Source organism: Streptococcus sp. NM (assembly GCF_003390135.1).
Classification (GTDB): domain Bacteria; phylum Bacillota; class Bacilli; order Lactobacillales; family Streptococcaceae; genus Streptococcus.
The window spans coordinates 208,719-221,105 of record NZ_QUOS01000002.1; the positions used below are offsets into that span (position 1 = coordinate 208,719).

At 38.6% G+C, this 12,387-nt stretch carries 17 protein-coding genes; 1 reads left to right on the forward strand and 16 read right to left on the reverse strand.

Features of this window, described 5'->3' with window-relative positions; translation table 11 throughout:
• Positions 1-103: 103 nt before the first annotated feature.
• Entirely contained in the window at positions 104-334 is a 231-nt protein-coding gene (locus tag DXN33_RS05535; RefSeq protein WP_049552666.1) for a hypothetical protein, read from the forward strand.
• Between the two features lie 72 nt (positions 335-406).
• Here DXN33_RS05535 and DXN33_RS05540 read toward each other — a convergent pair whose 3' ends face one another.
• The 16 genes from DXN33_RS05540 to DXN33_RS05610 form a co-directional block, all read right to left on the reverse strand.
• Positions 407-1,180, reverse strand: a complete 774-nt coding sequence (locus DXN33_RS05540; protein WP_115904571.1) for an NUDIX hydrolase — start codon at positions 1,178-1,180, stop codon at positions 407-409.
• A gap of 1 nt (position 1,181) precedes the next feature.
• On the reverse strand, positions 1,182-1,961 hold the full coding sequence (gene pnuC / locus DXN33_RS05545; RefSeq protein WP_115904572.1) for a nicotinamide riboside transporter PnuC: 780 nt from the start codon (positions 1,959-1,961) through the stop codon (positions 1,182-1,184).
• Positions 1,962-1,970: 9 nt separating this feature from the next.
• Positions 1,971-3,029 carry an AAA family ATPase gene (locus DXN33_RS05550; protein ID WP_049487554.1) on the reverse strand — a complete coding sequence of 353 codons (1,059 nt, stop codon included), beginning with the start codon at positions 3,027-3,029 and terminating at the stop codon, positions 1,971-1,973.
• 148 nt (positions 3,030-3,177) lie between these two features.
• Positions 3,178-5,610, reverse strand: coding sequence for an ATP-dependent Clp protease ATP-binding subunit (locus DXN33_RS05555; protein WP_049509670.1), 2,433 nt, complete (start codon positions 5,608-5,610; stop codon positions 3,178-3,180).
• Position 5,611: 1 nt separating this feature from the next.
• Positions 5,612-6,070 (reverse strand): CtsR family transcriptional regulator, encoded by a 459-nt coding sequence (locus tag DXN33_RS05560; RefSeq protein WP_004261972.1) that lies wholly within the window; start codon positions 6,068-6,070, stop codon positions 5,612-5,614.
• 479 nt (positions 6,071-6,549) lie between these two features.
• A complete protein-coding gene (locus DXN33_RS05565) occupies positions 6,550-6,894 on the reverse strand; it encodes an HK97 gp10 family phage protein (RefSeq protein WP_004261968.1) in 345 nt (114 codons plus the stop codon).
• Positions 6,895-7,030: 136 nt separating this feature from the next.
• A complete protein-coding gene (locus DXN33_RS05570; RefSeq protein ID WP_115904573.1) occupies positions 7,031-7,441 on the reverse strand; it encodes a DUF722 domain-containing protein in 411 nt (136 codons plus the stop codon).
• 377 nt (positions 7,442-7,818) lie between these two features.
• Positions 7,819-8,367, reverse strand: a complete 549-nt coding sequence (locus tag DXN33_RS05575) for a hypothetical protein (protein ID WP_115904574.1) — start codon at positions 8,365-8,367, stop codon at positions 7,819-7,821.
• Positions 8,368-8,376: 9 nt separating this feature from the next.
• Positions 8,377-9,237, reverse strand: a complete 861-nt coding sequence (locus DXN33_RS05580; protein ID WP_115904575.1) for a phage major capsid protein — start codon at positions 9,235-9,237, stop codon at positions 8,377-8,379.
• A 49-nt stretch (positions 9,238-9,286) separates the two neighbouring features.
• On the reverse strand, positions 9,287-9,517 hold the full coding sequence (locus DXN33_RS05585) for a hypothetical protein (protein WP_115904576.1): 231 nt from the start codon (positions 9,515-9,517) through the stop codon (positions 9,287-9,289).
• A gap of 88 nt (positions 9,518-9,605) precedes the next feature.
• Entirely contained in the window at positions 9,606-9,761 is a 156-nt protein-coding gene (locus tag DXN33_RS09670; protein WP_000344069.1) for a hypothetical protein, read from the reverse strand.
• Between the two features lie 5 nt (positions 9,762-9,766).
• On the reverse strand, positions 9,767-10,612 hold the full coding sequence (locus DXN33_RS05590; RefSeq protein WP_115904577.1) for an ATP-binding protein: 846 nt from the start codon (positions 10,610-10,612) through the stop codon (positions 9,767-9,769).
• 11 nt (positions 10,613-10,623) lie between these two features.
• Entirely contained in the window at positions 10,624-11,484 is an 861-nt protein-coding gene (locus DXN33_RS05595; RefSeq protein WP_115904578.1) for a conserved phage C-terminal domain-containing protein, read from the reverse strand.
• Positions 11,471-11,743, reverse strand: coding sequence for a hypothetical protein (locus tag DXN33_RS05600; protein ID WP_181897292.1), 273 nt, complete (start codon positions 11,741-11,743; stop codon positions 11,471-11,473). The genes DXN33_RS05595 and DXN33_RS05600 overlap by 14 nt, the downstream gene beginning before the upstream one ends.
• A gap of 1 nt (position 11,744) precedes the next feature.
• Positions 11,745-11,954, reverse strand: a complete 210-nt coding sequence (locus DXN33_RS05605) for a hypothetical protein (RefSeq protein WP_084931970.1) — start codon at positions 11,952-11,954, stop codon at positions 11,745-11,747.
• 1 nt (position 11,955) lies between these two features.
• Positions 11,956-12,156 carry a hypothetical protein gene (locus DXN33_RS05610; RefSeq protein WP_084931968.1) on the reverse strand — a complete coding sequence of 67 codons (201 nt, stop codon included), beginning with the start codon at positions 12,154-12,156 and terminating at the stop codon, positions 11,956-11,958.
• Positions 12,157-12,387: the final 231 nt, after the last annotated feature.

A 12,387-nucleotide genomic window follows, 5' to 3' on the forward strand; every position in this document is an offset into this window, starting at 1 on the left:
ATTTTCCTATTAAAAATTTGAATTCGTTTTTTTGTAATCGCTTGCAACTTTAAGTGCAAAGGAATATAATAACATTGAAATAGAATATAGGAGGTGTAGGCTTATGTTAAGCAAATATTACAAGTATCTTCCTTGGTTGATTGTGACAGCTATTGTCTCTTATCAATCAGCAACTTACTATGCGCGAACTGCATTTGATGTGTTTTATCTGACTACAATCTTTTTGATTTTCTATATCGCTTTATTAGTTTTGCATGAGAAATATCTCAAGTATCGATACAAAGACTTCTTTACTCACATGTTGAGTAATTCTAAGAAAGATAGCCATCCCTAAAACAGTCGCAACAGCAAATCAAACTAATAAAGGCAAATAAAGAGATCGGGAACTTTGTCCCGACCTCGTTTTTTATTTCAATCGATAGGTTTTTCTTGGTTTCTTTTTAGGCACTCGTTTGAGTCCGACTTCTTCTACATATTCTCCGTATTTTACGAGAAAATTATTGCTGACGATTGGACGACCGGGGTTGATAAGATTGACCAGTTCAGTTCCTTCGTAGACAGTGAACTCCTCCTCCAGCAGATAAAGGAAGGTCGGATTCCAGTCGAGACGGCCTTGGATTCGTTTGATGGATTCTTGGATAATGGCATAATGGTCAAAAGCGAAGGCTTGCTCCTCCAACTCTACTCCCTTTAAGAAGCACTTGCCTGTCTGAAAATCGACATCTACGAAAACGACATCCTTGGCATCGTCTCCTGCTTGAACAAGTTCTAATGCACGACTAGGCAGATAAACCAAGTGGGCAATGGTCACTGTCCAGCCCCGTGGGTCACGGCCGGGGGTCGATACGGTCATCAATTGCTCAATTTTTTCCAAAGGAAGATCGAGATTAACTTCTTCTCTCACCTCACGCTGACAGGCATGCGCAGCATCTTCGCCCTTGTCCATAAATCCTCCAACTAAGGCCAAACAATTTTGATAAGGGTGAGCCTTGCGACGAATTAATAAGAGCTTGATCTTTCCTTCGACAAAGCAGTAGGCTACCATATCCACCGTCACACTTGGTTTTTCGTATTGAGGGAGTTCCTGCTTGTAGTACCAGTCTAAAAACTCTTCCTGACTTACATGAACTTCAAAAAATTCTTTTTCCGTCATCCCTGCTGGAATCATCGTATCCGCCATTTTATGCCTCCTTACGAACTGCCTTGGTCCATTGGTACCAACCTACTAGACTATTGAGTGTGTAAACCCAGTACATCCCTTGGATGTGGATATTTTCACCCCACCAGAGGTAGATACTAAAAAGATTGGTTGCAATCCAGAAAATCCATTGCTCACGGTAGAGACGTGTCATCAAGAGCTGACCTACACCATTGGTCGCATCGGTTACACTATCACGGAAAGGGCGAGCGCTATGAATACTTTGGTAAGCCAAGCCCATACCAATCCAAATGATAGCAGTCAAAGCCAAGTACTTGAGCCAGTCAAGCACAGATAATTTCTTAGCTTCAAAGTGAGATTCTTCTACTTTTCCTTGATCATTGATACGGTTGGACAGCCAAGCATAGAGGCCAATCGGCTGCATGACAAAGAAGTAAACGGTTGTCAAGACTTCTCCATAAAAAGTCGCGTTCATGGCCAAAACCAAATAGATAGCTGAGTTGATGGCCCCAAAGAGATAATTGCTTGCACGCCCTTCTGCTACCAAGATAACACAGACAATCCCAGTCCAAGATGCCAACAAGCTCATCCAGTCATGACTTTCTGTATTTTGCGTGAATTCCAAGATCAAGGGAACACTTGACAAGACAATAAGATACAACCACTGGAAGAGGCTACGGCCGACAAAGAGATCTTTCCAGAGCAGGTTCATGATTCCTGCAAAACCGATCTTGCGGGCTTCCGCATGGACATTTTTAAAGTTTTCGATAAATTGTGTGATTTTTTCAGTTAGTTTTTTCATATTTTTCTCCTAATCTGCTTGGTAAATGGCATCAATAGCCACTTTTGCTGCTTCATAATTTCCTAGATAATCTTCTGCTAGATAAACTAGTGGAATGTTTGCTAAGTAGCGCTCCCTCATCTGGTCCAAATGCTGGGAAAAACTATGACGAATATGGTCTTCTGCCATAGTCATATCTCTAAATCCGTCATTGACATAGGAACCGACAGGTTGCACAAAGAGAATCAAGTCCCATTTTTCCTTAGCCAAGATTGAAACAAAGAGATTGTCAAATGTCTCTCCTGATAAGTCCCTTTGGTCCTCAGTCTCCATGTAATAATCATAGTAGCCCTTGGTTACTAAGGAGTTGGTGTCTGCTATTACCAGTCCCCTATTGGCATTGCTATCGATTAACTTAGATGTCTGGTCATACTGCCCCAACAGGAGATAATAGTAATCCTTTGGAGTCAATTCATCGTCGCGGACATTGTTTTTGATCTGGTACTCACGCGCGTATTCCAGGCTAACTGGTGCATCGTAATACCTTGCCAAATCCTTGGCTAAAGTGGTCTTCCCATTGCTGGCACTTCCCATAATCAACACTTTCTTTGTAAACTGACGTCGGAAGGGTTGAGCAATATATTTCCAATATTTGCTTGGATTTTCTCGAATCATAGTCGCTGAGATACCAAACTTTCTTTCTTGCAAGACAGTCTCAAAGCTACGATTAGACAATTCTTGCTGGTAGTCTGCTTCTCCCACAAAGAAAATTAGTTCTTGCTGGGTTTCATCATAGGAAATCTCCTCTAACATTTGGTCCAACCACTCCTGCCAACCCATAGGGTAACGAGGAAGATTGGTTTCATCTAACTTGCAGACAGAGGTCAACTCGTCATCACCAAAGGCCTCTCGGATATAGCGAAATCTTTTTTGAAGCGTTAAGCCTACCTGCTCCCCTCTATCTCCCTCATAGCCTGAAACGACAACCCAAACCCGGTCACACTGTCGCTTCGCACGCTGGATCAGATCGATATGACCTTGATGAAGCGGAGCAAAGGTTCCAAATACCACTGCTGTTTTCTTTTTCATAAATGCATTGCCTTTTTATAATTTTTGATATTTTTATTATCTATGTTTTTTATTATAAACTATATTTTTGTTTTGTCAATAGTTTTTTATTATTTTTTATAAAAAAGTAGCAAAAAAGAGAATCAAGATTGCTCCTGATTCTCCATTTTTATGCAATATCAAATTTTAACTGGCCTGCTTTAACACCAATCTTAAGTGTGCTGCCTGCCACCAAATCTCCCTTAAGAAGAAGTTCTGCCAACTTGTCCTCCACTTCTGTTTGCAGGGTTCTGCGAAGTGGACGAGCTCCCATCTCTGGGTCATATCCTTGATTTGCCAACAATTTCAGGGCTGAAGCTTGTAATTTCAAATCAATGCCTTTTTCAGCCAAACTTGCCACTAAAGGTTTAACCATAATCTTCACCACTTCCTGCATATGGTCGCTAGATAGGCTATGGAAGACCACCTTTTCATCAATACGGTTGATGAATTCAGGTCTATAAGCCTTTTTCAACTCTTCAAACATGCGTTTTTCCATGTTTTCCTGGTCAAAACGAATATCCTTAGCCCCAAAACCAACCGTCTTATCATCACGAAGGGCTGTCGCACCAAGGTTCGATGTCATGATGATAATGGTATTTGAAAAATCGACCTTGCGTCCCTTACTATCTGTCAAGACACCGTCATCCAAGACCTGCAAGAGGACATTAAAGATGTCTGGGTGGGCCTTTTCTACTTCGTCAAAGAGGAGAACGGAATAGGGTTTGTTGCGAACCTTCTCGGTCAACTCCCCACCTTCTTCATAACCCACATAGCCCGGAGGAGCTCCATTGAGACGGCTGGCTGCAAATTTCTCCATATATTCACTCATATCAAAGCGGATCAGAGCTGATTCATCATCAAAAAGAACTTCTGCTAGAGCCTTAGCCAATTCGGTCTTACCGACACCTGTAGGCCCTAAGAACATAAAGGAACCAATCGGACGCTTATGACTGCGAATCCCTGACTGGTTGCGGCGAATCGCACGGCTAATGCTTGAAACTGCTTGATCTTGCCCGATGACACGTTTGTGCAATTCAGCTTCCAAGTTTAGGTATTTCTTAGCATCAGTCTGAGTCAGTTTTTGGACTGGAATACCTGACAAGCGACTCAAGGTGGTCAAAATATCAGACTCTGTCACCAAGTCTTTATAGACAGGCACTTCCTCTTCTTTTGCGATTAACTGAGCTGCCTGTTTCCACTTACCATCCATCAAGGCCTTGTCAGCTGGACTCAAACCTGAATCGTCTGCTTTTACATGCTTAGCCTTATTTTGCACTGTTGCCGCTGCTTCATCTAAGAGGTCGATAGCAGAGTCTGGCAAGTGACGGCTAGTCAAGTAACGATGAGCCATCTTGACGGCTGTTTCAACCGCTTCATCTGTGATTTGCACACGGTGATGTTTCTCATAAGTCGCCTTCAAGCCTTGCAAAATGGTCATACTGTCTGCCACACTTGGCTCTTCAATCGTCACTTTAGCGAAACGACGAGAAAGGGCTGCGTCTTTTTCAATGTGTTTTTGATATTCTTCCTGAGTAGTCGCACCAACCGTTCTCAAAGTTCCACGCGCCAAGGCTGGCTTCAAGATATTGGCCGCATCCAGAGTCGAATCAATCCCACTACCAGAACCCATGATAGTGTGAAGTTCATCGATAAAGAGGATAACTTGACCATCTTCTTCAATATCCTTTATGATATTGTTCATGCGTTCTTCAAAGTCACCACGGAAGCGTGTCCCTGCAACAACGTTCATCAAATCAAGCTCTAACACGCGCATCTTAGCCATTTCCGCAGGTACATCACCACTAGCAATACGCTGAGCGAGCCCAAGCGCCAAGGCTGTTTTCCCGACACCAGCATCCCCAACCAAGACAGGATTATTCTTTGTCTTCCGACTCAAAATTTGAATCATACGCGAGATTTCCTTGTCCCGACCGATGACTGGTTCTAACTTGCCAGAACGCGCTTGCTCTGTCAAATCATGCGTATAGTCCTCGAGTCCACCACTCGGAGTCTGCGGCATGCCCATCATATTGGCCATAGAATTTTGCTTGTCAGCTACTGTACGATGGCGTTGGCGTAAAGCCTTGAGGTCTTCTCGAGTCCAGCCTGCACGTTCTTCTAAATTTCGACGAAGGGCAGCAATCTTAACCTGATCTTTCTTGTCTTCATAAGAAAAACCAGCCCTCTCCAAGATACGAGTCGCCAAGGCATTGCCATCATGCAAAATCGCATAAAGGACGTGCTCCGTCCCTAGCACCTTAGCATGGACCACTGACGCTACATACTCTGCTTCAGCAAAGAGAACCTGTAGACGATGAGAAAACGGCAATTCCGTAAAGGTTTCATCCTGGCTGTAGTCCGTTTCAGTCAGTTCCAAAGCGACTTCTTCTAAACGGTCCATCTCATATGGATAATCATTTAAAGTCGCCCCTGCCACGCTATAACTGTGATTGGACATGGCAATCAACAAGTGCCAAGACTCTAGATAACGAGCTCCAAAATGGCCAGCAACCATGTAGGCACTTTCGATACATTCATTCAATGCTTTTGAATAGTTCATCTTACTTCCCTTTTCTATCTACCTCTTGTATGACCTGTCTTAGCATATTAGCACGAACAACTGGAGCTTCTTCTCCTAGAACGCGATCCAAAGCTACTGCTACCAGCAAATTCATCTCCTGCTTGGTCATCAATTCCTGCTCAACCAAAAGCTGTAGAATATCCTCATAAATTTCTTGACTGACCCGCTCACCAATCGAGTAAAGCAGCTCCCTAAGCATTTCATGATGACTAGAAAACTCAATCCGTCCTATACGAATATAGCCTCCGCCACCACGCTTACTTTCAACCAAGTAGCCTCTACTTTCAGTAAAGCGTGTCTTGATCACATAGTTAATCTGACTAGGAACAACCTGAAAGGTATCTGCCAACTGACTTCGTTGCAATTCTACAATTCCAGATTGATCTAAAATCGCCTTGATGTAGGCCTCAATATGATCCGATGTATTTTTAAATCTCATTACAAATCCACCTCTCTCTTTGAACCTTGACTATCTTTGACTATACTATCATTTAACACTCTATAAGTCAAATTTTTAGAGCTCAGCCCTTGAAAATACTGACTTTCTTTAAAAATATTTAGGCATTAAATCGCCTTAGTTTTTCTTGAAAGTTCCTAAAAAAGTCCACAAAAAAGAGCCCTAAAAGGGCGTAATATTGACGAGTTCAGCAGGCAAGAAACTAGCACGGTCAAACGTGCTTTTTTTATTACCTGCTAATATTATAGCATATCCTCTCAAACTTATATATAACCCGAATCCCGCAAAAGAAAAAGATAAAAGCATAGAGGATAGGGCGAAAGCCTCTCGCACTTTTATTTTATCAAATAGCAATATGAGAAGCAAGGATAAAAAGCCCTCAGAAATAAATCTAAGGACTTAAATAACGATGTGTTGGTTCGCTCACTTAATTAGTATACTTAATACTATTCAATTATAGTTTACTTTGAAATGTTCTTAATCCTTTCTGTAAATTTTTGAATCGCATTCAGTTCTGCAGGTCTTAAATGAGGGTACGCCTTAGTCCTCCCCCCATTTCGTTTAATATGTCCAAATTCAAGTAAATGAGTAAGAGATCCGTATTTAAAACTATATACGACCCAAACTCCATTTCTCACTCTTTTCTTACGCCATCCTTTTGAATATTTACCTGTTCTTTTAGGGCTAGTTTCCTTTAATTCTTTAACTGTTTCTTTAGCGACTTGCTCCGCAATTTTATCAACTTCTTCATTAACCTCTTCGCAATATTCTGCTAAAATATTTGCTAATTGTGCTGCTAAATCCATTTTCTAAAAACTCCTTCTATTTTTTTAAAATATCAACTTTTTACCCCCTTTTTGGTTGACAGCTTCCGACTTGGAAAAAGTTACCGCTCCCGGTACCTAAAATCAACGAAAATGCTTTACAAAGTGGGGGGGAGTGTCAATATCCTTTCAATTCTATAAATCTTTTAGCGATTACCTTTCTACGGCTATTTATATAACGAGTAGTTTTATTTAGTTTCTCTGCCACGTCTTCCCAAGTCGCACCAGCTTCTAAATATCTCATTTTAAAAATTACTAGATCACTTTCAATTAAGTTTTCCATCAAGGTATCTACAACTAGTTTGAAACCTTCTAAATATCTTAGTGTTTGGTCTTCTTCAATTCTAATGATTGTCGCTTCAGTAGGACTAGATACTGTCTTGCCTTTCCTACCAGTATAATCTTCAGTGCTATGTTTCTTATTATGTATCAGTTCCTGTCTTCTCAAATAAATTTTATTAGCAAGCGTTCTATATCGTCCTAACTCAATATCTATCCCGTCCAGGTCCCTGTTACTCAACTCGTACATAGGCAAGTACCTCCACTTAAATTTAAAAATTTTTTTATCTTTCAATTTGTCAAATTGTAAATTCTGTCAAACTGACAAAAAGCGCTAAAAGCCTTCCAACACTCCACTTACCAGGTATCATTGTTTTAAGTTTGACAACTCTTCAGTATGACAAGTTCAAGGGAAATTTCTTTAATTTATCCCCTCAGTTTCTCATATCTTACATTCTGTGAAACTCACTCCATTCTGTAAACCCCTGATATACCTTGCTTTCAAGCTATTACTTCTTTTCAGTTTATGCTTACTTTGTTATGTGAAACTTAGTAAAGCACAAAAGTAGGACTAGCGATATCTCTTCTGTTTCAGCCATATATCACTAGCCTTACTTAATTTGTTCCCTATTTTTCTAAATACTCTTTAATGTCCCGATATTCCTTAGAAAAATCCATCCACCCGCTAATATCAGGGTTTAAGAATGGTAGGACAGTAAGCGGACTTACTTCCGTTCGATATAGCGATAGAGAATGTTTCTGACTTATTTCCCTGACTACACCTGTATGGATTTCTTCTACATCCTTCTTTAGTTCTTGAATTTCATCATATGCGTCCAGAATTCGTCTAAGTTTCTTTCGGTATTGTTTATAGATCTTCTTAGTTTCCATCCGTTGCTTAGTTTCTTTAAAAATGTATTCAAAGATGACTGCTTTAGCTTCTGAAAAATCACTATTATATTTTTCCTGAAGAGAATTAATAGCTTTTTCCATCTTTTCAAGATGTTCCAAAGACTCTAAGTTGTTAGATAAAAAATTATCTATATTCTCAAATGAAACTGTTTGATTGCCTAAAAGGCTTTTTCTTTTTTCGCTTAACTGTTCTCGTGCTGAATTAATCTTACTTTTTTTATTATCTAGATCATCCAGTGTTTCAAATACTTGATTAATATCCATTTCTTTCTCCTAGTTCCATTGAATAAGATAACCACAATCTTCTTCAATTTTTTTTACATCAAATCGGGTATGTAAAATCAACCTTTTCCCGAAATAGTCATTCGCATTCGCCCAGCTAAGTGTATCTTTCTTGCGATCAAACAAAGTAACAAAGTTTTCTAGATCTCCGATAAAACCTTTTTTGTCGCCTTTATTCCCTAATGTTGTATCATCTACAATTAAAAAGTTATCTACAAAGAATGTTTCACTTGTCCCTGTCTCTTTATCAACTTTAAGAAGATAATTTCCTGAAGTGTCTTTCATTTTTTCTAAGACACTAAATAGTGATTGACTAACAACTATAGATACATTTCGCTCTGGATTGATTGAAGAAACAATAGATTTCAAGTCGTCGATACTTGTAGCAGTCTGCACTTTCGCAGTTTGGAGAATTTTCCCAATCTCTCTATTTCGTGTTCTACGTTTTAATTTAATAATCTTCTTACCAAGAAAATCCGTTAAATTATATTGGCCATCATCTAATTGTTCCTGTGAAAAATCAAGTTTTCCACTGAATAATTTAACTAAGTAATCAACGCTGATAGTTTCCTTTTTATCTGCTTCTGTTCTCTCAACCGAATTTTCGCTAACTTCTTGTAATGAATCAGATTCAAAGTCAGTTACTTCATACTTCCCACCACGGGTACGAGTCTCAATAACATTTACTAGATCAACCAGTTCTTTACGTTGATGTTCATTTTCGTAACTATCAAGGATTGGTTTTTCAATGAGTACATGATTATTTTCTACGTTCATCCCTCTAGTGTTATAACCCGTACTTCGGATATAAGCTTCTAGATTTTCTTTTTGTTTAGCTAAGTTATTTGTCATTTTTTTGCTCCTTCATCTTTTAATATCTGATTTTTGTTTGTAATTTTTTCTAAAATTCTTTGCTCTTAGCTTTTCCTTTATAATTCTCCGAGCCTTTAGAATCATTTTTTCTAGATTTTGATTTGTCTTGTTTGTTAGCATATTTTTCTAGTATTTCTTGTTTCCGTTGTTCTAAGCTATTATCTTCTTTTTTACACTGAGAAAATATTTTCTGTCTTTTATCTGGATCCATAGAAAACTTATTGGCTACTATATATCCTAAAGAAGTATCTCTTGCCATAATACTCACCCCCTTTCTATGCAAACAAAAAGGGCATACCACTAGCATCATATGCTTACGGTATGCCCCTGAGTTGTTCTCAATAGACTTATTTTTTAGTTTCTTTTTTGACTAGATGAGTAAATTTCCCATCTGAGTAGACTAAAGTTATCTCTCCAAATCTTGGAACTTTTTCTATCTCTATTATACCACATTTTTCGTAGACAATAAAGCCTTTTTCTGTTGAAAATTTCATTTCATCCATATCTATTAACCTTTCTCTCCCCTCACTGTGTTAATCGTATATCGCTTATCTTTGATTGTGAAAGCCTTAAAAGTGTTCCCCTCTAAACCTTTCAAAATTCTACTTGAGTTTCTAGCATTGTAGACCGTTCGCAATTCACTGCTATCTAGGTTCGTGTTGAAAATCGTAGTTTCTCGATTATTGATAATATCAAACAAGAAATCTTGTTCCCAGTCACTCTTAGGAGTGATTGTTCCATTTTTTGCCCCAAGGTCATCGATGATTAGGAAATCAACATCAACAAGCTTTTTAACTGCCTCATACTCTGTTAAGTTTGCATTTCTTCCATATGCCCATCCTTCTTTTATCTGCTTGATAATCTCGGTTAGGCTGACAAACAAAACACTCTTAGACTCGTTCTTCTCCCTGAAACTTTCATTGATTTCTTTAGCAAGTGCAAGAGATAAATGACTTTTCCCTATTCCTGTGCTACCACTGATTAAAGTATTCCCCGTCATACCTGCAAGGTACTTCTGGGCTTGACCTTTTACAAAATCTAACATCTGACGCTCCTCTGTCGTCTTAACAAGGAAATTATCAAATGTCGCTCCTTTTAACTCTTTAGGAATTGTACTATCACGCATTAAGACATCATAAGTTTTAAAGTAAGCCTGGCTGTCCTCAAACTGCTGTAACAAGTCTTGCTCTTTTTGTTTAATCTCTCCCTTCACACACTCCGGGCAAAATGCTTGTACTTTTCTTTCTGAACTCCCTAACACTGGTACAGAAATTTCCCAGTAATTTACCTGGTGAACATCGCAAACTTTATCCGATATTTTTCTGTTATTAAATTCTTTAAATTGTTCCTTCATCTGTACAACTCCTAAAATGGTAGGTCTGGGAAGTTGTCTTCAGACTTCCCTTTTATGGTTTTAGGCTTTTGATTCAAATAACCGTCAAACTTAGATCCAAAAAGTGTTTCTGGTCTCAGATACTTAGAAAATTCAGGACTATCCTTCCATTCTGCTGTTTTAATATCTATCACCTGTTTAAAATCTTCAAGTGTATAGCCTTCTTTGAATCGTGCTAGTAAAAGCCTTTTTGTCTTATCAACAAACTTATACCTCTTATTAGCTACTTGGTTCAGATAAGCAATAGGAATCCAAAGTTCTTTATGTTTTGTTTTCTCTAAATCTTTTATAGCTGTTTCTTCAAGCCAAGTAGGAAAAGTGAAGTCGGGATTTCCCGACAATATATTATCTAAATATAAATTATTACTCTTACTATTAACTCTATTCTCTTTCTCTATCTCTGTTGGACATGAGTTGGAAATAGTCTTTTTATTTTGGACATTCTCCAATTTTGGTAAATTTTGACTATTTTTTCTTTGGTCTCGCTTGTATTTTGCCCAATTTGTTTCACTCTCAACCATGGCTTTTGCTTGCGATAATGTAGCATGGCCATCATCGTCTATCTGAATCAGTCCACATTTTGTAAAATATGCAACTGTCATATTTATATCATCTTCAGAAACATCCAGTTTTAAAGCTAATTCCTGTACCAAACTATCAAAATATCCTTCATAGTACAAAATACAATCATCTTCTAAACTTTCCAACATAAGACGGATATAAATCACTGTCATAGTGTAGCCACCAGGCATATTTTTAAGTCGCTTAATAAAAAGGTTGTCAAAAAATTTCTTATCAACTTTTAACCAAAAATATATTTTAGTCTTTGCCATCATCTACCCCCAAAAACTTTAAAACATCTGAGATTTTATAATACGCTTTTCTAGTATCTTCAATAGGCGGTATATACTGTGAAAGTCCTGCACCTTCCCATTTTGTCAAGGTTTTATCTCCTATGCCCAGTTCTTCCTTTAGTTCCACCTTGCTGATCAAATCTAATCTTTTTTGAGGTGCTTTCTCATGGCTTTTTAAATATCGTTCCACTGCTTCCAAAATCTTAGACTTTAAATCTTCAATCATTTTTTCAAACATCTTAGTACCCCCATGGCTTAACCCCTGCAAGCTGAATATATCGCCCATAATCAGGGCTTAAATCCTCGCTAGTTGTTTCTATCGTCTGTGTACTTTCTCGCTCGATTTGGGCGCTTTTTTTGCGGTCTCGATGGTTCAGGTAAATGAGAAAGCCAATCAAAATCACGGTAAAAATAAACGCCTGTGTATTGCTTAAATCTAGTTCATTCATGCTATGCCCTCGCTTTGTAATTCTGGATATAATTTACTTGATAGCTTCGCTCCATCTTCAGAAAGTCGTACACCTCTTCTGGAGTTACTTTATCATCTAAAAAGTCAATGATGAACTGAAAGAGTTTCGGATTTCTATCCTTGATTTTAGTCATTAGCTTATCAAATTCTGATCGTGTCATGTTATCTAGGTCTAGAGTCATATTTTTCTCCATTAGCCTTTCCTTGTCCTTTTTCTTGCCTGTTTTCTATATGGTATGCTTCACCACTCCAAACGCTGGGCGTTTGCCCCAAGTTGACGAACGCTTGTAGTGATGTTTCGTAGGTAATCATCCACATTTTCGCTAAACAAGTGCTTAGAGTCGCCGTGTCAGCACTTGATTTCAAAACCTTTTCTAATTGCTTGCCTGCTCTTCGGTTTTTCTTTATGTATT